Below are 19448 nucleotides of genomic sequence, written 5' to 3' on the forward strand. Positions count from 1 at the left end.
ACTCTGCTTATGCCATAGAACAAAGTCGGCCATCCCCAATTCAGAATACAGAGCAAAATCTAAGAGATGACAGAGAATTTACAGTATTTCTCCCTTTAGTACAACTTCAAACTAAAGTCTTCAGGTGCTGAGCCAATTCTTCATAACTCACCGTATCCCAGCCGCCCCCTCACCGGGCGGTTTTCCTTTTCCTCGGGTGTCACGCGCTTTTGCAGACTGCTTGCATGACCAGCAAGGCTGTCAAAACCCACACCAACCCACAAGGCGGGGCCACCCTCTCCATGCTCTACGACACGGGCAGCTTTGGCCGTTTCGGGCCGGGGCCGACACTCTGGAACGGTGGAACGCCACACGAGCCAGGGGAGCACCCCGCGCCACCTGCCAATGCCAACCCGCCTGCGCCCGCTCCGGTTCCCGACATTTCGCGCAGCCTGCAAAACCTGATTGACCGCTCCGGCGGCGCAGACCGGACAGCAGAGCTGCTTTTCGGGGAAAACCGCGAGCACCGCGCCCGCATCCGCGAACTCGAAGGTCAGCTCCCCGCGCAAGGCGCAACTGTCCTGACCCCCGAGCAAACCCAGCAGTGGACAGCTTACCAAGCCATCAACGCTGACCCCACCGCTCTCCGCACGCAGCTCGATCTTGGCTCAGCGGCAGTGCAGCGCGAAACGGGCCGCACCCTGGCCGACGCTTCCGGCGCAAACCCCGACGTTCTCTCTGACCGCCTCCGCGCTGCTGGCCTGCGGGCCGAAGTGCGCGACATCCCGGCTGAAGGCGCGAACCCCGCACGGCGGGAAGTGCGCGTCCTGAACACCGAGGGAGCCGATCAGGGCGAACTCCGCACCTACGCCCAGCAGAACTGGACGGCCTTCATGCCCGCACTGTTTCCAGCGAGTCAAACCGCGCAAGGCACGGTCATCACTGGACAGTCCGGCGCAGGAAGCCAGCCAGCCCCCACCGGCAACGCCATCACCGACGCTCTAGGCCGCCGCGCCCCGAGTGCTGAGCGCGTGGTCGTTGACCCCTTCGCTACACCCTCCACAGGAGCTAAACCGTGAGTAGAACTGTTACCACCTACGGCCTCGGCGTGAAGTTCACTGCCGACGAACAGAGCCTCCAGCGCATTGCTATGGGCGGCACCATCAAGCTCGCCAGCTTTACGGACGCCAAGTTCGGCACGGCGGGCAACCGCGTGATTCCGGCTGGAACGGTCGTGATCCGCGACACCGACAAGAGCCTGATTCCCGCTGCTGGCACCGAAGCAGCTGGCAAGGCGTTCCTGATGGCCTCGGACATCGTGGAAGCGCCCGTGCCCGGCACGTCACGCGGCTCTGATCTGACCACCGGCCTGTACGCGGGCGGCGTGATCTACGAAGACCAACTGCCTGACGCGACCGGCACGCCCAAAGTGCTCAGCGCAGGGCTGAAGACCGCGCTCGGCTCCAACTTCATCTTCCAAGCCAGTCAGGGCAGCCTGATTGTGACGGTCTAAGGGACAAATTGTGAACCCATTTGCGCTCGCCCTGGCCCGCATTTCTGCCGGTCTGAATCAGTACATCGCCACCCGTCCCATCGCGCTGGCCAACCTGTACCTTGCCAATTTCCTGCCGCCGGTCAGCAGCACGCTCGCCGAAATCCAGACAGGCAGCTTCCGCATCGTCACCGAACCCGCCGCGCTCACCGCAGTGGACAGCCCTTACGCCAAGATCGGCAGCTTGCAGATGGTCAGCTTCACCGGCACCACCTTCAAGATCACGGCAGAAAGCAAGCTGAACGAATCCATGCAGGACGCCATGCACGCCCTGGCTTCCTTCATGCGTCGCTCGATGGCCAGGATGCCGCCGTGCCACGCGCCCCACAGAATGAACGTCCAATTGGCCCCGTGCCACAACCCACCCAGCACCATCGTCAGCGCCAGATTGATGTAGGTACGGGCCCGACCCTTACGGTTGCCACCCAATCCAATGTAGAGATATTCGCGCAGCCACGAACTTAAGCTCATGTGCCACCTGCGCCAGAACTCGGTGATGCTGCGGGAGATATAGGGGTGGTTGAAGTTCTCGGGGAATTTGAAGCCCATTATGGCCGCCAACCCAATAGCCATATCCGAGTACCCCGAGAAGTCGAAGTAGAGCTGCAAGGTATAGGCAAAAGCGCCAAGCCAACTATCAAAAAAGCTGGGACTGGGTTGATTGAAGCTGGCGGTCACGAGCGGCGCGATGGTGTCGGCGATCAGCACCTTCTTGGCAAAGCCGGTCATGAAACGGGTGGCCCCGTAGCTGAACTTCTCAAGCGTATGGGTGCGGCTCAGGAACTGATCGGCCAGCAGGTTGTATTTCAAGACTGGCCCAGCGATCAGGTGAGGGAAGAGGGCGATAAAAGCCGCGAAGTCCAGCAGATTGCGGGTGGGCGGCTCTTCCTTGCGGTAGATGTCCACCAGATAGGAGATGGCATGAAAGATAAAGAAGCTCAGGCCAATCGGCAGCAAAATCGGTGCCCAAGCGAATGGCGCGAAGCCCAAACCGGTCATGGCGGCGTTGAAACTGCTGATGCCGAAGTTGGCGTACTTGAAGTACGCCAAAGCACACAGGTTAAGCGTCACCGCCACGGTCAGCAGCTGAAAACGGCGTGGCCCGTTGGAGCGGTCTATCGCCAAGGCAAAGAAATAAGCTGCCAACGTCACGCCAGCCAGCAGCCACAAGAAATCCAGTCGCCACCACGAGTACAGCGCGTAACTGCCGATGAGAATCCACGCGCTCCGCCCTTTGAACGGCAGGAGGTAGTAGATGATTAGGAAGACTGGTAGGAACAAGAACAGGAAGACGTTGCTGCTGAAGACCACGCCCGCCCCCTGTTTACTTGGTCTTGGTGCTGCTGGTGGTCAGGGTCAGGCCGCTATCAGTAAGCACCAGAGCGTAGGCGCTGCCACGCTCCAACTTGACGCCTTTGAGGGTACCCAGCGGCTTGCTGCCGCTGAAGGCCGCCAGATCCACGGTGATGCCGTTGACCGCGCGGCTGCCGCTCTCGCCGGGCTTGACGCCGCTCACCACCGCTGTTTTGCCGTCGGCGGTTTTGAGATCGACGCTGGCGGCTTTGCTGAGGTTGTAAATCACCAAGAGCGCCTTAGCGCGGTTCTCAGCTGACGGGTCGGTAAGCAGGTTGAGTTTGGCTCCGTCGGCGACCACGCTATAGAACTTGCCGGCCTCGACCTTCAGCTTGCCGCTAACGCTGCCGATTTTGGCGGTGAAGTCGCCCTGCGGAACGACGACGTAGACGCTGGCCGCAGCCTTGTCTGCGGTCACGGCTTTGTCGCCGAGGGTGGCCGCAGGGGCGTTCAAGACACGCACGAAGGCACTGTTGGCGGGCGGAGCCGCATCGTAGAGGCCGTCCTGAGCGAAGGCGAAGCTGCTGAGGGCCATGAGGAGGAACGAGAGCTTTTTCATCGTCCACACTTTAGCGAGTCTAGCTGACCTCTTCCTGAGATCCGATTTCGGCAGCTATCGGGGAGTGATGGCGTTTTGCAGCTTGGGCAAGAACGCGGAGAAATTGTCTAGGATCGGAGGCGCGTATGGACACAGGGGCAGAAACCATATTGGAATGATTCGATCAGTTCCAACAGCACTGGGAGGGCTATGACTCGCACGTGCTTGTTGAGGTTGAGCGCGGCAAGGTGTGGCTTTAGTATGAGGCATGAGCAAGCAGCCACCTCGGACGATCAATAGAAAGAGCTTATTCAGAAACGCCGAATCCTATCTGGAAGCGGCGTTTGCTTTGGGCGCAGTCATGAACCATCGCTTGGAGACGATGCCTCCCAATAAGGCAGACGAAGCATTGAAAATACTCGAGCCGACGATCCTCTGCGAGGCTTTGGCTTGCGAGCTGTACTTCAAGCTATACATCAATCTAACTGGTGGACATTTTGATCGCGTGCACGGCTTGCATGATCTCTATAAAGCGCTCTCGATGCCTAATCGGGAAAAGCTTGGAATGAACCCCCTAGAGAGGACCAACGGCCAAGCCACTTTGCCCCGACCAGCCGTTAGGCTGATCACAGCGCGAAGGAGCATTCATGCCAGGACGCAATCACAGCCGTGAATTCAAGCTTCAGGTCGTCAACCAAATCAATTCAAGCCAGCGAACGACCGCTCAACTCAGCCGGGAACATGGTTTAGTGCCCAGCCTGATCCACCGTTGGCGCAAAGAGGTCGAGGCGCGCGGAGAAGCCGCCTTCACCGACGGCGTGGCCACAGATCGCAGCGCCGAGCTGCGGATTGCTGAGCTGGAGCGGTATTGCGGCCAACTTGCCTTAGAAAACACCATCTTGAAAAAATCGCTGGCGACGTACCGCTTGAACAAAGGCACCAAATGATCTCGGATGCGCGACACGCGCATCCCACGGTGTCGGTGCGTCGCCTGTGTGAGCTGCATGCGGTCAGTCGGTCGTGGTACCTCCGTCAACGAAACCGCGCAGTCATCGACCAAGATCAACGACTCGCTACTGACATTGAAGCAGTGGTGCTGAAGTGGAACGGCTATGGGTATCGGCGGGTCACTCGCGAACTGGCACGCAGCGGGCAGTCCATCAATCACAAACGCGTTCTGCGGGTCATGCGGGAACATCGCTTATTGTGTCGACCCAAGCGGCGTTACCAGCGCACCACCGATTCCACTCACAGCGAGAAACGCTTCCCCAATCTGCTCCCACAAGTGATTCCAACCCAACCAGATCAGGTCTGGCAAGCTGATCTGACGTATGTGAGGGTGAAGCAGGGTTTCGTCTACTTGGCATGCGTGCTGGACAGTTTCACGCGTGAGATCGTGGGCTGGTCAATGTCAAAGTTTATCGACGCCGACCTATCACTGGCCGCGCTGAATAACGCGCTTGCTGCTCGCAATCCAGCACCTGGACTCCTTCATCACTCTGATCAAGGTGTCCAATATGCCAGCCGGCTCTATATCGCCCGCCTGCGGGCGATGGGTATCACGCCAAGTATGTCCAGAAGAGGCAATCCCTACGACAACGCTCGCATGGAAAGTTTCTACAAAACTCTCAAAACAGAGGAGGTTGATCTTCAAGATTATGCTGATCTGGACGATGCACAGCGCCATGTGAACCACTTCATCGGTAAGCTTTACAACCAAGAACGCCTGCATTCCAGTCTCGGCTACGTCCCACCTGCCGAGTTCGCCGCCCGCTATCATCCAGCCTAGAAGTGACTTGCCTGCTGGTCCTGCGCTTTGGGTTCACTCCAAGCTCGGGCATGCTTACGCGATGGTGCTGGCTCAACAGCAAAATCTTTCGGCTGAATGGTCAGTGGGCGTTGACCCCCGGCGCTGGTTAGAAAATGTTCTTGAGCGCAGCAGCGGTGCCTTCGTGCAGGTGCGGTATTGGCATGAAAAACTGCCAACCGACGCCAATTCGACTTGGCCCATCGCTCTTACCCTACGGCAGTGCATCCTCGATCTTGATTCCGATCTCATAAATACGCATTCTTAGTGGCCCAACTTCACCCCCGCATTAGCGTGCGCGGGGTGTTCTCATGAGCATAGCGGCTGAGCGCTTATCAGAGATATCGGGTAGCGGATACCTTGACCGGCACGTGAAGAATTTTATCTTGTGAAGATTTATCGAAGGTATGCTGAGATGTGACAAGAGCTGATTACTTCCGAGCGGTGATCTTGAAGAGCCTCAAAAAGCGCTGGAGCTGGCTCTTTGGACTTCCAGTGCTGGTGTTGATTGGGTTGCTGATTGTGGAGCAACCACTCTGGGTAGCCGTTGCCCTCGCGGTTGTATCGCACGTTCTGCTGGCAGGTTACACCGCCTGGGGTTCCTACCAGCGGCACAAGTACGAATACACGAACTGAGCACAAAGCGCAGCCTAATCCACCCACTTCCAGCCGCCTTCGGGCGGCTCTTTCATTCCAGGAGTCTCACCCCTTGAAACGTATCCTTGCCCTCGCAGCCCTGCTTCTGATCCACCCTCCAAAAAGGTGGTGACTCGGTCATGCAAAACATTCAATATTGGAAGAATGATACGGCGCGAATACATGCTGGCCTGCTTGCTGAAAAGTCTACGCAACCGCCTCTGGATGATCGTTCTCCCCACGCTCGTTGTGGGCCTGCTGCTGACTTTTCTCAAAGTGCCGTGGGGTTGGAGCATCGGTATTGAGGCTCTCACCCTGTTGAGCTTGATTACCACCATCACACGCTCCTCCTATCTGCGGCATCGCCATGAATTTGATCACTACCCACTCAAGCGGGCTGATCCGTGTAAAAGCTAGCCTGATTCTCAGAGCCACCAACCACCAAATCCCACCCTTAGCCCGCCTCTGCGCGGGCTTCTGCTTTGCCGCGCTCGGGTGTCAGGGGCGCGGCGAGACTTTAAGCATGTCGGAGGCCACTTGAAACTTACTTTTCTGCTGCTCGTGCCAGCGCTGATCGGCGGGGCGCTGCTCACTCAGACCACGCCTTGCACGCTCACTGTGACGCCGGATGAGGTACGCGGCGCGGCCTACCATGTGCGCTTTACCGTTGCGGCGTCCTGCTCTGCCGACACGGTGTTCAGGGTTCGCAAGTCCTCGACCATCAGCACCAAGCGGAGGGGCGCACCGTACCAACCCATCAAGCCTTTGACTGGGGCGTGGGAGATCAGCAAGACCAAAACCACGCTGCCGACAGGTGAGCTGTGGACTTCAATCCTCTGGCGCTGGGAGCAGTTCGACCCCAGCCAACTGAACACCGTCACGGGCGAGGCGGGCCGCTGGCGGGGCGTGCCTGTGGAGCGTGGGCCATGAGCGATCTTGATACCGCTCAGCGCCTCAGCAACATTGAGAACAACATCAACGCCGCCGCTCGGACACTTGAAAAACTTGACAGGGCCGTAAGTGGTGATCCCGAAAGCGGTACTGAGTCTATGCGGAAAACCATCCAGCAACTCAGCTTGCGGCTTGAAGTGATGGAGAAGACGGCTGAGCTGCAAGCGGCACGGTTTGGCGTGGTGATGCTGCTGTTCAAGTGGCTCGGCGGCACGTCGCTTATCACTGTGCTGACCGCTGTTGGGTTGGTTCTCAAGTTCGCCGGGGTGAAGCCATGAACGCGCAATTCGCTCATATCATGCCGCGCTGGGTGAAGCCCTTTCTGTGGGTGCTGGGAACGTGTGTAGCGCTGTTGCTCGGCTTGCTTGCTGTCCAGCTCTGGGGGAGCTTGCAGCGGCCTTCGCCTTTCACTTACTCGGCCGATGTGTACCTGCCCAGTAAGGCAGACATGTGCCCCGGTGAGACGGTGACGTGGCAATCTCAGCTCACCGTCAACAAGACACCGACGCTGCTGATGGTGGTTCGCACCCTCTGGGACGCCTCAGAAGACAAGAGCCTGACGCCAGAGGTGCAGCCGAAATACTTCATCTGGACGAACGCGCAGCAAGGCAAAACCATTACGAGCGGCTTTGGCAGGTACAAGCTGCCCGCCGATCTGGAGCCGGGGTTCTACGAGGTTCGTAGCGCGGCCACATCGCTCAACTCGGATGCAGCAGCCTACCGGGTGCCGTTCGTCATACCGGAGAGCTGCTTTAAGGGAGGCAAGAAGTGAACGGATTTAACGAGGCGTTTGAAATCGTCATCGGCCATGAAGGCGGTTTGAGCCTTGACCCACGCGACAGAGGAAATTGGTCTGATGGTGCATTCGGCCAAAAGGGTGGGATTCTCAAGGGCACAAAGTACGGTGTGGCGGCACACGCTTACCCGACGCTTGACATTCGTAACCTCACGCTTGCCGACGCTCGCGCCATCTATAAACAGAACTACTGGGACAGAGCGGCCTGTGACCATCTTCCGGCTCCGCTTGCCCTAGTGGTCTTTGACACCGCCATCAACAGCGGCGTTTCGCGTGCGCTGGGCTTTCTCGCGCAAACAAAAGACTGGCGGCGGTACTTGGATTTGCGCTTGCAATTCTTGCAGAGCCTCAGCTCTTGGAAAACATTCGGACGAGGTTGGACACGGCGGGTCGACACGCTCAGAACTCAGGCGCAGCAGTGGCAGGATGCCGCAGCCACCCCCATTACGCGGCCCTCGGCACCTGCGCCCCCTGTCCTCTACCTCTACTCGCAGAATCGTGACCCAAACGGCACGCTGCGCCCGGACTGGACGAGCATCGCCGTTGATGCCGAGGGCCGGGTGCTGCTGGGAGCCGACAAGCGCCCGCGCACCGTCTACATGCCACCTGAACTCGCGGCGGCGAAGGGGTTGAAATGACCGAACTTCTCTTGCCCTACCTTGGCCAACTTGGACTGGCAGGCATCGTGTTCGTGCTGCTGCTGGCCTCCGCCCAGCTCGGGCTGACTCAGTTCTTCAAAGTGCTCGCGCAGACTATCCTCAAGAACAGCAAATACGACTTCACTGGCCTCTGGGTGTTGGGCCTCTCGCTGGTGCTGGGCGGCATTCTCGGCGGCGTGATGCTGGCTCAAGTCGCTCCGGCGCTGGGCATTCGAGCGCCGGAGCCGTGGGGCGGCGTGCTGGCGGGCGTGGTGCTGGCCGCAGTGGTGAGCGGCTTGGTGAGCTACCAGCAGCAGCGCACGGCAGAGAAGGCCCTAAGCAAAGTAGACGCGGTGACGGCAGTGCTGGGCCAGCTTGCCGCGCAGCAGCCGACGCCAATTGCCAGCCCCTTGCCTGCTGCCCTTCCTGACCCGCTGCCGGAAACCTTGACACCGATCACGCCGGAGGAAGCTAGTCACATGACCCGCACCGATTGGGCCGCTGTGGTTGGTGACGACGCGCCACTTGTACAGGAGGCTCCATGAAAAAGAATCTGATGTTGCTGGCTCTCGCTGGAATCTTCTCCCTCGCCGCCTGCTCACCACCATCCGTCCCGGCTGCACAAGTTCAGCAGCTCACCGACTTGGCTCCGGTCATCGTCAAGGCCGCTGAGCCTGCGCCGCTCACTCCACCACTCTTCCCTGCGCAGCCGCCCGTGACATTCGGTGGGCCGGAGCAGAGCTGGCTTGAAGTCACCACCTACCAGGCCGAGCAGCCACTCACCGGCGATTCCTGCACAGCCACCGCTTCTAGACTCGACACCGGCCAGGTGAGCGTGATCTCGGTGGGCTGCGCGGGTGTCAGTTTCGCCACGGTGCATGTGATTGAGGCCAGCGGGCGGGATACGCCGCAGCTCGTGGGGCCGCAGAACTTGGTCATCACCCAGCGGGCGCAAGGCGTGAAGATTGCTGAGCCGACCTTCAGGGTGCTGATTGAGGGCAAGCAGATCTGGCCGAAGTAAACGCCACAAGTCCGCAACGAGAAAGCCCCCTGCACTACCGCAAACGCGGGCGCAGGGGGCTTTCCAGTCAGCTAGCTCAGCTAACCTGCGAGCTTCTGTACTCCTCAAGTTGCTGAGCTACATACGCTTGTGTAACCTCGAAGAAGTAGCAAAAGAAGTCCCCGTTTTGGCCGAGTGCCGAGAGTAAGTGCGTTTTCGGTTGGTATAAGATTTTCCACATTCAGCATAGGCAGGATGTTCCCTCTTGTCAGGAAAGAGTACGCGAGGGTTTCGTAGCGTACGTCCATGACCTCCCCCCATGACCTCCGTCCCGCCGCTTGGTTTTCGGTGGGCTTACTGGTGGCCGAAGATGACGCCGGGCGCGTAAGTCTTGGTGACATTGAAGGCTTCTGGAATGATCTCACCGACATCCTCGAAAAGCGTCATCTGCGACTCTCTGGAACACAGATAACGCCGATCACTCAGGAGGAGTTTCAGAGCTCTGATCTGGCCGGTATCCTCAAAGCCCGGACACCTTGGCCAGATCCGCTATGACCCGCCACTGAGGGAGTCCTGCCGCTGTGCGATGAACTTCACGCCGCCCACCCGCCGACCATCAGGCCCATCTGTCCGTAGGCGTACTCGCGCACCTGATCACGCTCAGCGGTGCTCAGGGCGGCGAGGCTGCTCAAGGGACGGCCTTAATCATCCGACACAAGCACCGGACATCCGACATAGGAGGCTCCGATCTTCCGACACAAAAGTTATCCACAGGGCTGCGTTAAGCCTGTGGATAACTCTTTTTTAACTGTATATCCTTCTGCATAACACTCTGATCGCTACACGCTGCGCTACAAAAGCAAAAAACGCACTCCTTAGAGTGCGTCTACGTTGGTGGGCGGTGAGGGACTTGAACCCCCGACCCGTCGCGTGTAAAGCGAAAGCTCTACCACTGAGCTAACCGCCCGGTTCCCGTTGCTGCAATCACGCACTCAAACAGGCAAGGGGTAGTTTAAGGGCCAGCGGCGGTCAGGTCAAGCGTTTATCTGGCCTGCGCCGCCAATTCGTCGAGGTAAGTTTTGTCTTCCACGCGCCGCACCTGCTTGCCGAGCAGCGCAGACACAATGGCCAGCACCGCTACCACACCGAAAACTACCACCACCGGCCCCGGCACGAAGCGGGCTGACAAAACGCTGAACACGACCACCCCCAGCGGAATAGACGACTGCCCCACCACCCGCCGCACGCTGAAGACACGCCCCTGCAACTCACGCGGCACCTGCGACATCCAAATGGCCGCCGAGTGCGCTCCGCCCAGCGGATAGGACAGCCCGAAGATCAGCAGCGCCGCGCAGGTCAGCGGCAGTGAGCGCGATAAGCCCATCGTTAAAACGGCCAGCGACTGAACCAGCAGCGGAATCAGCAGACCAAAAATGCGGTTGCGCTTGAGGCCGCCCCAACTGCTGATGATCAGGCCGCCGAGCAGCGTACCCACGCCGGTCACGGTGGTCATGATGGCGTACCCCGATTCAAAGCTCAGCCCGCGCTGGACAAAGTCGGCGTCAAGGTTAAAGCGGGCCAGCAAGGTTTCGTAAAGATTGACGCCCGCCAAAGCAAAGTTGGTCACGCCCACCAGTAGCACCAGCAGCAGCATCGGGCGGCGGCGGCTGATGTAGTGCCAGCCCAGCTTGAAATCTGCTCGGAAATCAGTCTTTGCGCCGGGAGCGGGGCGCTCCTGTGGACTGGGGATGTGGAGCCAGAAAAGAACGAGAGCCGCCACCACAAAGCTGAGCGTGTCGAGCACCATCACCAGTCCGGTGCCGTTGCCCAGTCCCCACAAGCCGCCACTGAGATGTTGCGGAAACGCGATAATCAGCGCCGCCAGCGCGGGCGCGAGAATAGCCCCAGCGCTGTAGCTCGTCTGCATCAGGCCGTTGGCGCGGGCCAGTTGCGATTCGGGCAGCAGCATGGCGTAGCTGGCTTCAAACGCGCTTTCGTGAAACACTGCCGCAACCCGCCCCAGCAGCACGCCCAGCAGCAGCAGCGGCACATTCAGCGAACCGCTCCAAACCACCAGTGTAACCATCAAGGCCACCAAAGCGCTGACCGAGTCGCAAATCAGCATGATGCTGCGCCGGCTGTAGCGGTCGGTGAGAGAACCGGCGAGGGGAGCCAAGACGATTTGCGGCCCGGAAGTGAGCAGGCCCAGTGCCCCGACCATCAGCGCGAGTTGCGGGCGCTGCGAGTCGGCAGCGTAGACCACAGTGGTGAAATAGATAGTGATGGCAAACCAAGCGACATTGGTGGCCAATAAACTGAGCGACTGCGACGCCCACAATGTAAGGAAAGTGCGCCAGCCTCTCGGCGGCGCGAGCTCAGGGGTACCAGTTATCATGCTGAACAGCAGTATAATCAAAAGTCTGTACTCAGAAAAGCGAGTCTCTGTATGACGCTTGGGTTTTGCCGCATGATTGTGCGTGCAGCCCCATTTGTGTCGTGGTGGCTTTTATAGCCAGTCAAATACCGACCGAAGCTCCAACGGGTCGACAAGTACAGCCTTCAAGCCGTATGGGTGCAGCCACCTAAGCTTAGATCTACGCTCTTCCGGAATCAGACACGGGGCATGTCGGCTTGCGGGCACTGTAAGCCGGAGGAAACGAAAAAGGGCCACCTCATTTCTGAAATGGCCCTTTATAAAAAGAATTTGTTTAGTGCGTGCCGCGCTGACTGGCCAGAGCGCCGCTGCCGCGCACCTGCGACAAATCCACCGCGCCGCTGCGCTTGAGGATGTTCAGGGCTTCGTCGGACTTGCTACCGCGCTCGCTCCGGGCCACCACCAGCACGTGACCGGAACGGATGCCCGCGTCGTAAGCCTCAGCGTCGGCAGCAGGGATGCCGAATTGCCGCAGCAACTTGACGTAATCGCCGTGATCGGTTCCGGCCAGCGCTCCGAAGATGCCGCCCATGCCGCCGCCGCCCAATACCCCGAACAGCGCCGTATACGCGCCGCCCATCGAGTAGATTCGGGTTTCGGGAAACACCCAGATGAGAAACCAGACGGGCAAGGCAATGGCCAGACCCGCCAAGATGCCTATACCCGTGCCGCGCAGCACGCCGCTGACGCCCGCAGGAGCGCCCTGCTCCGGCGAGATGCCGGTGTCTTGGGCAATATCGTTTTCAGCCACCGGATCATTGATGCTGAAACCCAAGTTGTCGCGGTTAAAGCCGCGTGCTTCTAAGGTTTGCAGAGCTGACTTGGCCTGTGCAGGTTCACTAAAGAGGGCAACGACGCTTTCCATAGAGGAGTTTTATCACGCCCAGCGGGTCAAAGGCGAGGGTCAAAGCGGCAGTGGGGGCGTAGAAACGCATCGAAGGTGTGAATGCCTCAAGCGAGCAATACCGTCAAGGCTTAAAAGTCACCAAAACCAGCGACATTCAGCATGAGGAGCACGTCGGCTCGGTGCTGAGCATGTGCGCCAATCAGGTGATCTGGCAAGGGTTCGAGATATAACGGCGCTTCGTCCCAGATGAAATAGATCGTCGCAGGACGCGTCAGGCCTATTTTGTCTGTGCCAGACGAATGCAATGAAACAAAGCGGCACCCACTATATTTTTATTCACTCCCACTCGATCGTCGCGGGCGGCTTGCCAGTGATGTCGTAAACCACCCGGTTAACCTCATGCACCTGGTTGACGATGCGGCTGCTCATGGCGGCCAGAAAGTCATACGGCAGCCGCGCCCACTCGGCGGTCATAAAGTCGCCGGTGGTCACGGCCCGCAGAGCGACGGTGTAGCTGTAAGTCCGCTCGTCGCCCATTACGCCGACACTCTGAATCGGCGTCAGCACCGCCAGCGCCTGCGAGCAGGTGTCGTAGAGGCCAAACTCGCGCAGACCCGAAATGAAAATGTCGTCCACCCGCTTGAGAATATCCAGCTTCTCGGGCGTCACCTCACCCAGAATACGAATGCCGAGGCCAGGGCCGGGAAAAGGATGGCGCATCCGCACGGGGTCAGGCAGGCCCAGCAGGGCGGCAATCTCGCGCACCTCGTCTTTAAATAAGGTGCGGAACGGCTCGACCAGCTTGAAGGCCAGATCGTCCGGTAGGCCGCCGACGTTGTGATGGCTCTTGATGTTGGCCGCGCCGGATTTGTCGCTGCTCAGCCCGCCCGCCGACTCGATCACGTCCGGGTAGAGGGTGCCCTGCGCCAGAAAATCAAACGGGCCGTACTCGCGGGCCTCACGTTCGAAGGCCCGGATAAACTCGCGGCCGATGATCTTGCGCTTTTGTTCAGGGTCAGACACGCCTGCCAGAGCGCCCAGAAATTCCTTTGTGGCGTCCACCGTCACCAGATGCACCCCCAGCGGCGTCAGGGCGGCTTCTACCTGTTCGCGCTCACCGAGGCGCAGCAGGCCGTGATCGATAAAGACGGCCGTCAACTTATCGCCGATGGCGCGGGCCAGCAGCAGACCCAGCGTAGAGCTGTCCACCCCGCCGGAAATGGCGAGCAGCACCCGCCCGTCTCCGACTTGAGCCTGCACTCCAGCGATCAGGTCTTCGACGATGTGCTGGGCCGTCCAGTCGCGGGACGCGCCGCAGATGGTCAGAAAGTTGGCGAGGAGTTGCCCACCTTTGGGGGTATGCACCACTTCAGGGTGAAACTGCACGCCGTAGCGGCGGGTCACGCTGTTCTCGATGGCGGTGACAGGCGTGTCCTCCGTTTCGGCCACCACTTCGTAGCCCTGCGGCAACTGGGTCACACTGTCGGAGTGGCTCATCCAGGCCACGAACTCGCCCTGAATCCCCTCGAAGAGTTGCCCGCCGTAGCGCGTCAGATCGGCCTTGCCGTACTCGCGCTTGCCTGCCCGCTTGACTTCGCCGCCGACTTGGTGGGCAAGGTACTGCATGCCGTAACAGACGCCCAGAATGGGAATATCAAGGTCAAGCACGCCTTCGGCAGGGCGCGGGGCGGCTTCGTCATAGACGCTGCTGGGGCCACCCGAGAGCACCAAGCCGGCAGGATTTTCTTGTTGGATACGCTCTAGCGAAGCGTTCCCGGGCAAAATGACGCTGTAGGTGCCGAGTTCACGGAAACGCCGGGCGATCAGGCGGGTGTACTGGCTGCCGAAATCAAGAATGACAATGCTCACGCTTCCATTCTCTCATACCCGCATCTGGCTAAAGCCGCTCCCTTATCACCATCCCCACCACCCGGCTTGGTTTTGCGGCTTTTTCCTCTCCACTCGGGGGCAAGCAGGTGCCACAATGCACAGCAGGCCGCCCAAGCACGCGGGCCGACCAGTCAGCAGCAAGCAGGCCACAGGAGACGGGAATGGATCAGCAACGGGAGAACCGGAGCGGACTGAGAGCAGCGCTGCCGCCCGCTACCGACCAGCGGCAACTCACTTTCATCGAAGGGCAACTGACCTACGACATCTTGGAAGATTTGTTTTTGTACTTGTGCCGCCGCCAAGAGACGCTGGTGTGGCAGCTCACGACCTTGGCGGGTGAGTTCAGCGTGGTGTTCGATCAGGGTCAGCCCGCCGACTGCATGTTCCGGCCCAGCCGTCCTATCGGCGCTTATGTGGGCCTCAAGGCCCTGCGCACCCTCTTTCAGCAGCAGGGCGGACAGTTTAGCGTCAGCCGGAGCGCGGCTCCCATCCGGCGGCGCAGTTTGTCGGGCAGCGGTGAGAACCTGCTGATGGCGCTGGCGGCGCAGGGCGACGAGCGCAGCGCCCCCGCTGTCCTCTCCGGCACCACCTTTGACAGCTCAGCGGAGTTGGCTTCGGTGCAAGACCTGCAGCCGGACGCCCACCGCACCGCGTTTTTGACTTCTTCGGCGGAGATGCCTCTGGCCGATGTCTTGCAACTGTTTTCGGTGAGCCGCCGGAGTTACCGGGTGAAACTTTCTGATCTCAGCGTTCATCCCTCTGCGCCCCGCTGGCTCGGAGAAATAGAACTCAGCGCCCATCAGATCATCAGTGCAGACATGGGCAGTGAGCGAGGTCAATCTGCTTTCAACAAACTCCTGAACTTTGCAGGTGCCCTACAGATTGAAGTCAGTCCAAGTTCGGTTTCTCTGCCTACAGGTCATGACTTGCCACCAAATGAGCCGCCGCCGGATAAGTCACCGCTGGGCAAACTCGACAAGCTGCTGCTGAGCGCGGTGATGGCAGGCGAACTCGGGTCGGCATCTGAAACGGGCGCAGAGAAGCCAAGCGCTGCTGAAACACCGTCAGCCTTACAGCGCTTGGGAACATTCTTGCGGCGCAAGTAAACAAAACCAGCCCTACGCTTCACTTCAAAAATACTCCCGCCGATGGGCAAAGCTCTTGCAGTACGCACTCGCCGCACTTGGGCCGCTGGGCTTTGCAGGTTTCGCGCCCGTGCCGAATAGCCGAGACGTGAAAGGTGTAGCGCTCAGCCCAAGTCGCGGGCAAGACTTCGTCATACCAACGCTCGACTTTCACCGCATTCCACTGGGCGGGCAGCCACTCCAAGCGGCGGGTGATCCGCAGGATGTGGGTGTCCACCGGCATGGCGGGACGGGCCAGATCGAACAGCAGCACGCACGAAGCGGTTTTCATGCCCACACCGGGCAAGCTTTCCAGGAGCGTGCGAACCTCGGCGTCGTTCATCTGGCGGGTGTCTTTTAAGCTGAGTTCGCCGCGTGTGGTTTCGAGTTGGTCAAGCACATTCCAGATGTAGTTGGCCTTAATGCGCGATAGGCCGCCGCCCGCCGCCTTCAGCACCGTTTCAATGCCGTCGGGGCCGTCGGCCAGTGCCATCTCCCAACTCGGATATGCCGCCTTGAGCCCCCCGAACTGCCGCCGGGTGATCGGCGCGGTGTTTTGTTGCGACAAAATGGTGCTGATCAGGCCGTCGAGGGGCTCAGCCGCCCTGCGGGGTGTGGGCGGCGTGGGCAGATAGCGCTTTGCCAGACGGCGGGCCACTTCCGGCAGCTCGGCGGGCGACGGCGCTTGCTCAGCGAGGCTGGGTTTGGAGCGCGGTGTTCGGGTCGGCTGCTGTTCAGTGGGTTGCTGCTCAGAGAGATATCGCTGCGCTGGACGGGTTTGAGGCGGCAAGCTCACTGCGCACCGCTCTTATCTGGCCCGCAGTTGAGCAACATTACCCGCGCCGTCTTTGGCCTCAATGTCCGCATAAGTTCCTGTCGTTTCAGCATAAAACTCGGTGCTGTTGCCCGGCGTAATATTGAGTACGCTGCCGTCCACCGAGACTTGGGCCACGCTGGTGTTGTCGGTAACAACGCCGCTGACCCGGATGATTTTGTTGTCACGCTCGAACTTGGTCACGCGAATGACCGGCGGGGTGTTGTCTACCCGCAGCGGCAACTCCAAAGTGGTTTTGTTGCCGGAGCTGTCGAGGGCCAGCAAGCTCAGGGTAGTGGTATCACCCTTGATACTGGTCTGATAGCTGAACGGCGCGATTTTGCTGCCCGCTTTGATCGGCACTTTCTCGCCTTGCACCTTGAGCAGCGCCACTGCTTTGTCGTCGAGGACGTAGCCCTTGAGGGTAAAGCTTTTGTTGGCGCTGACTGCGCCGCCTTCAGGACTGGTGATGATGATGTGCGGCTTAAACTGATCGCTTTCGCGGGCGCAGCTGAGGAGCGCCGCCGGAAGGATGAGCAGCAAGGCGAAACGGAGGCGCGGCATAGGCCCGGAGTATAGGGCAGCCCGCGTGAGAAGGCGGCGCTCTCCGGCCCACACACTCGGGGCGGCGCTATCATGCCCGGCGATGCTTGCTCTCCTTTTTTCCTTCTCCCCCACCCACACCCCATGACCCTTCCCGAAGGCACCCGCGACGTGTTGCCGCCCGAATGGGCCTGGCGCGAATACCTGCGCTCCAAACTTTCAGCCCACTTTGCCCAGCACGGCTACCGGGGCGTGGACGTGCCCACGCTGGAATTTCAAAACCACGACCACCCGCAAGACGCCACCGCCTTCAAGCTGATTGATGTAGGCGGCTCGGTGCTGGCGCTGCGCAGCGAATTCACCACCGCCATTACCCAACTCGCCCGCAGACGCTTTCCGGCTGGCCCCTTTCCACTGCGGCTGCAATACGCCGGGCGGCTGTGGCTGCGCGGTCAGACCAGCGAACTCGGCCACCTGCGCGAATTTACCCAAGTCGGGGTGGAACTGCTGGGCGTCCGCAGCCCACAGGCCGACGCCGAGCTGCTGGAAGTGGCGCTGTCGGCCCTCTCGGCGGTGGGGGTCGCTGCCCACTTGGAAGTCGGCCACCCCGGCTTCGTGGACGGCCTCCTCGAAGACGCAGGCATTACTGGCGCGGCCCGCGACACGCTCCACGACGCGATGGATAGAAAAAGTGGCCCTGATCTGGCAGCGGGCCTGAGCGCCCACGCTTTGCCCGCCGAGCTGGGCCACCTGCTTTACCGGGTGATGGACTTGTACGGCGGCCCGGACGTGCTGAGTGCAGCCAGCGCCCTGCCTCTGGGTGAGCGGGCACGGCAAGCGCTTGATGATCTCTTGGCCATCGCTGCCGCGTTCGGGCCAGAACGGTTGCTGTTCGATCTGGGCATGAGCCGCCGCTACGGCTATTACAGCGGCTACACCTTCCGGGCTTACGTGGCGGGCCACGCGCAGCCGGTCTTGGGCGGCGGGCGCTACGGCGGGCGCGGCGAGACGCTTCCCGGCGCGGGCTTCGCGGTGGGCTTAGAGCGCCTCACCGAAGTGGCCGCCCGCCACCTTCCCCCCGAGCGCGAAGCGGTGCTGGCGCTCGACGAAGCCGGAGTGAACTACGCCCAAACGCTGGGCTTGGTGGCAGAGCGGGCCTGGACAAACGACCCAGCCGACTGGCAACGCTACGCGGCGGCGCGGGGCATCGTGCGGATGGTGCGCGGCGAGCAACTGATTGAGGTGAAGGCGTGAATCCGGCTCCCGAGTTCAGCGCGGCGGGCTTGACGCTGGCCCTGCCCAAAGGCCGCATTTTTGAAGAGGCCATAGACCTGCTCTCGCGGGCAGGCTTGCCGCTGTATCTGCCACAAAAAAGCCGCGCCCTGCGCTTTGACATGAACGGCGTGCAGGTTTTGGAGCTGCGAAATCAGGACGTGCCGGTGTACGTGGATCTGGGCGTGGCCGACGCGGGTGTGGTCGGCAAAGACGTGCTGGCCGAGAGCGGGCGCAGCGTCTACGAGCCGGTGGACTTGAAGTTCAGCGCTTGCCGCCTGAGCCTCATCCGCGAAGTGGGCGCGGCGGGGCCGCTTGGCCGGGTTGCCAGCAAGTACCCACGCCTGACCCGCGAATATCTGGCACAGCGGGGGCTGAGTGCCGAGGTCATCAAGCTCAGCGGCAATATCGAGCTGGCCTGCCTCACCGGACTGGCTGACGCGGTGGTGGACTTGGTGCAGACCGGCAGCACTCTGGCGGCCAACAACCTAGAGGAGCGCGACGTGGTGATGCACTCGACCGCCCGTTTGGTGGTCAACCGCACGGCGCTCAAACTCAAGCGCGAGATGCTGCGGCCTTTGATTGCCCGACTGCGCGAGCTGACCGAGGAGGGCAACGGAATTTAAGGAAACGCCCCCTTCCCTGCTTCCCAGCCGCCTTCCGGCCCGCCTTGCCAGTGCCACACGCCAGCAGGCCGGGTCTCCAAGCAGCGCCGCACTTCACTAAGCGGCACGCGGCGGGCAAAACGGGTTCGGACATGCCACTCGTCAAGTGCCGCTTCCCGCCCAGTGGTGGGCAGGCCGCGCAGGGTATTGGCGGCGCGGTTGATCGCCAAATCAAACAGGGCATAGGGAGCGCTCACAGAGAGCTGGCAAGCGCCGCCAGTTGACCCGCGTGCCAGACCGTATGACGCGCACTCTGGCGCAGCAAACCCGACACGTCAAAGGTTCGGCCCGCGTGAACGGCGTTTGTTCCGAGTTCGACGGCACTCAATGAGCGGGCGCTTTCCACCTCCCAGCGGCACAACTCCAGTAGCGACAGGGAGGCGGGCGGGGCGGGCCTGTCCGTTGCAGCCAGACAGAGCGCCCAGATTTCCAGCTTGGTTTCGCGCAGATGCTCCAGCAACCAGACAGAGCGCTCGGATGGCGGCTCAAGACTGTTCAGAACCGCGCCCAGCGATTCCCAGGCGTCGAAATTGGCTTCGGTGAGCAGCAGCGCTTCGGTGTTCATCTCTTCCGTGTTCATCTCTTCGGTGTTCATTCTTCTGGGGTCAT

27 protein-coding genes and 1 tRNA gene are annotated in these 19448 nt (G+C 60.6%); 18 read left to right on the plus strand and 10 right to left on the minus strand.

The annotated features are described in order from the left end of the window. Positions 1–224 precede the first annotated feature (224 nt). Both EHF33_RS03115 and EHF33_RS03120 read left to right on the plus strand, forming a co-directional pair. A complete protein-coding gene (locus tag EHF33_RS03115) occupies positions 225–1058 on the plus strand; it encodes a hypothetical protein (protein ID WP_124867801.1) in 834 nt (277 codons plus the stop codon). Next, a complete protein-coding gene (locus tag EHF33_RS03120) occupies positions 1055–1492 on the plus strand; it encodes a hypothetical protein (protein ID WP_124867803.1) in 438 nt (145 codons plus the stop codon). Before EHF33_RS03115 ends, EHF33_RS03120 begins: the two co-directional genes overlap by 4 nt. Positions 1493–1696: 204 nt before the next feature. Here EHF33_RS03120 and EHF33_RS03125 read toward each other — a convergent pair whose 3' ends face one another. Beyond that, complete coding sequence (locus tag EHF33_RS03125; protein ID WP_241191230.1) at positions 1697–2842, minus strand: MBOAT family O-acyltransferase; 1146 nt, start codon at positions 2840–2842, stop codon at positions 1697–1699. 13 nt (positions 2843–2855) lie between these two features. Beyond that, positions 2856–3443, minus strand: coding sequence for an alginate O-acetyltransferase AlgF (locus EHF33_RS03130; RefSeq protein ID WP_241191306.1), 588 nt, complete (start codon positions 3441–3443; stop codon positions 2856–2858). A 247-nt stretch (positions 3444–3690) separates the two neighbouring features. Between EHF33_RS03130 and EHF33_RS03135 the strand changes: the two genes are divergently transcribed. The 12 genes from EHF33_RS03135 (at position 3691) to EHF33_RS03190 (ending at position 9271) form a co-directional block, all read left to right on the plus strand. Continuing rightward, positions 3691–4095, plus strand: coding sequence for a hypothetical protein (locus EHF33_RS03135; protein WP_124867805.1), 405 nt, complete (start codon positions 3691–3693; stop codon positions 4093–4095). Next, a complete protein-coding gene (locus EHF33_RS03140) occupies positions 4070–4369 on the plus strand; it encodes a transposase (protein ID WP_124867807.1) in 300 nt (99 codons plus the stop codon). The genes EHF33_RS03135 and EHF33_RS03140 overlap by 26 nt, the downstream gene beginning before the upstream one ends. After that, complete coding sequence (locus tag EHF33_RS03145) at positions 4366–5211, plus strand: IS3 family transposase (protein ID WP_124867809.1); 846 nt, start codon at positions 4366–4368, stop codon at positions 5209–5211. The genes EHF33_RS03140 and EHF33_RS03145 overlap by 4 nt, the downstream gene beginning before the upstream one ends. A 7-nt stretch (positions 5212–5218) precedes the next feature. Beyond that, on the plus strand, positions 5219–5497 hold the full coding sequence (locus EHF33_RS03150) for a hypothetical protein (protein WP_164473393.1): 279 nt from the start codon (positions 5219–5221) through the stop codon (positions 5495–5497). A 149-nt stretch (positions 5498–5646) separates the two neighbouring features. Then, the gene (locus tag EHF33_RS03155; protein ID WP_124867813.1) at positions 5647–5865 is read left to right on the plus strand and encodes a hypothetical protein; all 219 of its coding nucleotides are present in this window, start codon (positions 5647–5649) and stop codon (positions 5863–5865) included. 165 nt (positions 5866–6030) lie between these two features. After that, positions 6031–6282 carry a hypothetical protein gene (locus EHF33_RS03160; RefSeq protein WP_124867815.1) on the plus strand — a complete coding sequence of 84 codons (252 nt, stop codon included), beginning with the start codon at positions 6031–6033 and terminating at the stop codon, positions 6280–6282. Between the two features lie 120 nt (positions 6283–6402). Next, complete coding sequence (locus tag EHF33_RS03165; protein ID WP_124867817.1) at positions 6403–6795, plus strand: hypothetical protein; 393 nt, start codon at positions 6403–6405, stop codon at positions 6793–6795. Next, the gene (locus tag EHF33_RS03170; RefSeq protein WP_124867819.1) at positions 6792–7094 is read left to right on the plus strand and encodes a metal-sensitive transcriptional regulator; all 303 of its coding nucleotides are present in this window, start codon (positions 6792–6794) and stop codon (positions 7092–7094) included. The genes EHF33_RS03165 and EHF33_RS03170 overlap by 4 nt, the downstream gene beginning before the upstream one ends. Positions 7095–7114: 20 nt before the next feature. Further along, entirely contained in the window at positions 7115–7588 is a 474-nt protein-coding gene (locus tag EHF33_RS03175; RefSeq protein ID WP_124867821.1) for a hypothetical protein, read from the plus strand. Then, positions 7585–8250, plus strand: a complete 666-nt coding sequence (locus tag EHF33_RS03180; protein WP_124867823.1) for a glycoside hydrolase family 108 protein — start codon at positions 7585–7587, stop codon at positions 8248–8250. Before EHF33_RS03175 ends, EHF33_RS03180 begins: the two co-directional genes overlap by 4 nt. Further along, positions 8247–8795 carry a hypothetical protein gene (locus EHF33_RS03185; RefSeq protein WP_124867825.1) on the plus strand — a complete coding sequence of 183 codons (549 nt, stop codon included), beginning with the start codon at positions 8247–8249 and terminating at the stop codon, positions 8793–8795. The genes EHF33_RS03180 and EHF33_RS03185 overlap by 4 nt, the downstream gene beginning before the upstream one ends. Next, positions 8792–9271, plus strand: coding sequence for a YajG family lipoprotein (locus EHF33_RS03190; RefSeq protein WP_124867827.1), 480 nt, complete (start codon positions 8792–8794; stop codon positions 9269–9271). Before EHF33_RS03185 ends, EHF33_RS03190 begins: the two co-directional genes overlap by 4 nt. Before the next feature lie 871 nt (positions 9272–10142). Here the strand turns inward: EHF33_RS03190 and EHF33_RS03195 are convergent. The 3 genes from EHF33_RS03195 to EHF33_RS03205 all read right to left on the minus strand — a co-directional run bounded on the left by EHF33_RS03195 (position 10143) and on the right by EHF33_RS03205 (position 12549). Next, positions 10143–10217: transfer RNA gene (locus EHF33_RS03195), tRNA-Val, on the minus strand. Positions 10218–10292: 75 nt separating this feature from the next. Then, positions 10293–11645, minus strand: coding sequence for an MFS transporter (locus EHF33_RS03200; protein WP_124867829.1), 1353 nt, complete (start codon positions 11643–11645; stop codon positions 10293–10295). A gap of 313 nt (positions 11646–11958) precedes the next feature. Continuing rightward, positions 11959–12549, minus strand: a complete 591-nt coding sequence (locus tag EHF33_RS03205; RefSeq protein WP_124867831.1) for a hypothetical protein — start codon at positions 12547–12549, stop codon at positions 11959–11961. Positions 12550–12626: 77 nt separating this feature from the next. Here EHF33_RS03205 and EHF33_RS21725 point away from each other — a divergent pair, with 77 nt between their 5' ends. Next, positions 12627–12761: a hypothetical protein gene (locus tag EHF33_RS21725; RefSeq protein WP_277425529.1), complete on the plus strand. Its 135-nt coding sequence runs from the start codon at positions 12627–12629 to the stop codon at positions 12759–12761. A 106-nt stretch (positions 12762–12867) separates the two neighbouring features. On the opposite strand, the gene guaA is transcribed toward EHF33_RS21725, so the two are convergent. Next, positions 12868–14400 carry a glutamine-hydrolyzing GMP synthase gene (gene guaA / locus EHF33_RS03210; protein WP_124867833.1) on the minus strand — a complete coding sequence of 511 codons (1533 nt, stop codon included), beginning with the start codon at positions 14398–14400 and terminating at the stop codon, positions 12868–12870. 182 nt (positions 14401–14582) lie between these two features. On the opposite strand from guaA, the gene EHF33_RS03215 reads away from it, so the two are divergent. Further along, complete coding sequence (locus EHF33_RS03215; RefSeq protein WP_124867835.1) at positions 14583–15527, plus strand: DUF4388 domain-containing protein; 945 nt, start codon at positions 14583–14585, stop codon at positions 15525–15527. A gap of 19 nt (positions 15528–15546) precedes the next feature. On the opposite strand, the gene EHF33_RS03220 is transcribed toward EHF33_RS03215, so the two are convergent. Together EHF33_RS03220 and EHF33_RS03225 are read right to left on the minus strand one after the other, a co-directional pair. Further along, a complete protein-coding gene (locus EHF33_RS03220) occupies positions 15547–16341 on the minus strand; it encodes an endonuclease III domain-containing protein (protein WP_241191231.1) in 795 nt (264 codons plus the stop codon). 12 nt (positions 16342–16353) lie between these two features. Then, on the minus strand, positions 16354–16923 hold the full coding sequence (locus EHF33_RS03225) for a hypothetical protein (RefSeq protein ID WP_124867837.1): 570 nt from the start codon (positions 16921–16923) through the stop codon (positions 16354–16356). A gap of 123 nt (positions 16924–17046) precedes the next feature. On the opposite strand from EHF33_RS03225, the gene EHF33_RS03230 reads away from it, so the two are divergent. Together EHF33_RS03230 and hisG are read left to right on the plus strand one after the other, a co-directional pair. Continuing rightward, entirely contained in the window at positions 17047–18156 is a 1110-nt protein-coding gene (locus tag EHF33_RS03230) for an ATP phosphoribosyltransferase regulatory subunit (protein ID WP_124867839.1), read from the plus strand. After that, on the plus strand, positions 18153–18800 hold the full coding sequence (gene hisG / locus EHF33_RS03235) for an ATP phosphoribosyltransferase (protein ID WP_124867841.1): 648 nt from the start codon (positions 18153–18155) through the stop codon (positions 18798–18800). Before EHF33_RS03230 ends, hisG begins: the two co-directional genes overlap by 4 nt. Here hisG and EHF33_RS03240 read toward each other — a convergent pair. Together EHF33_RS03240 and EHF33_RS03245 are read right to left on the minus strand one after the other, a co-directional pair. After that, positions 18797–19036 (minus strand): hypothetical protein, encoded by a 240-nt coding sequence (locus tag EHF33_RS03240; RefSeq protein ID WP_124867843.1) that lies wholly within the window; start codon positions 19034–19036, stop codon positions 18797–18799. The two genes, hisG and EHF33_RS03240, sit on opposite strands and share 4 nt — an antisense overlap. Next, a complete protein-coding gene (locus tag EHF33_RS03245) occupies positions 19033–19434 on the minus strand; it encodes a hypothetical protein (RefSeq protein WP_241191232.1) in 402 nt (133 codons plus the stop codon). The genes EHF33_RS03240 and EHF33_RS03245 overlap by 4 nt, the downstream gene beginning before the upstream one ends. Positions 19435–19448 lie beyond the last annotated feature (14 nt).

The sequence above is a fragment of the Deinococcus psychrotolerans genome (assembly GCF_003860465.1).
Classification (GTDB): domain Bacteria; phylum Deinococcota; class Deinococci; order Deinococcales; family Deinococcaceae; genus Deinococcus; species Deinococcus psychrotolerans.

Bases quoted from the DNA above. Each gene is read 5' to 3' on its own strand.
- EHF33_RS03190 (WP_124867827.1), top strand. From the start codon at position 8,792: ATGAAAAAGAATCTGATGTTGCTGGCTCTCGCTGGAATCTTCTCCCTC.
- EHF33_RS03130 (WP_241191306.1), bottom strand. From the start codon at position 3,443: ATGAAAAAGCTCTCGTTCCTCCTCATGGCCCTCAGCAGCTTCGCCTTC.
- EHF33_RS03225 (WP_124867837.1), bottom strand. From the start codon at position 16,923: ATGCCGCGCCTCCGTTTCGCCTTGCTGCTCATCCTTCCGGCGGCGCTC.
- EHF33_RS03145 (WP_124867809.1), top strand. From the start codon at position 4,366: ATGATCTCGGATGCGCGACACGCGCATCCCACGGTGTCGGTGCGTCGC.
- EHF33_RS03205 (WP_124867831.1), bottom strand. From the start codon at position 12,549: ATGGAAAGCGTCGTTGCCCTCTTTAGTGAACCTGCACAGGCCAAGTCA.
- EHF33_RS03175 (WP_124867821.1), top strand. From the start codon at position 7,115: ATGCCGCGCTGGGTGAAGCCCTTTCTGTGGGTGCTGGGAACGTGTGTA.
- EHF33_RS03230 (WP_124867839.1), top strand. From the start codon at position 17,047: ATGACCCTTCCCGAAGGCACCCGCGACGTGTTGCCGCCCGAATGGGCC.
- EHF33_RS03170 (WP_124867819.1), top strand. From the start codon at position 6,792: ATGAGCGATCTTGATACCGCTCAGCGCCTCAGCAACATTGAGAACAAC.
- EHF33_RS03140 (WP_124867807.1), top strand. From the start codon at position 4,070: ATGCCAGGACGCAATCACAGCCGTGAATTCAAGCTTCAGGTCGTCAAC.
- EHF33_RS03135 (WP_124867805.1), top strand. From the start codon at position 3,691: ATGAGCAAGCAGCCACCTCGGACGATCAATAGAAAGAGCTTATTCAGA.
- EHF33_RS03215 (WP_124867835.1), top strand. From the start codon at position 14,583: ATGGATCAGCAACGGGAGAACCGGAGCGGACTGAGAGCAGCGCTGCCG.
- EHF33_RS03160 (WP_124867815.1), top strand. From the start codon at position 6,031: ATGATACGGCGCGAATACATGCTGGCCTGCTTGCTGAAAAGTCTACGC.
- EHF33_RS03115 (WP_124867801.1), top strand. From the start codon at position 225: ATGACCAGCAAGGCTGTCAAAACCCACACCAACCCACAAGGCGGGGCC.
- EHF33_RS03200 (WP_124867829.1), bottom strand. From the start codon at position 11,645: ATGATAACTGGTACCCCTGAGCTCGCGCCGCCGAGAGGCTGGCGCACT.
- EHF33_RS03185 (WP_124867825.1), top strand. From the start codon at position 8,247: ATGACCGAACTTCTCTTGCCCTACCTTGGCCAACTTGGACTGGCAGGC.
- EHF33_RS03245 (WP_241191232.1), bottom strand. From the start codon at position 19,434: ATGAACACCGAAGAGATGAACACGGAAGAGATGAACACCGAAGCGCTG.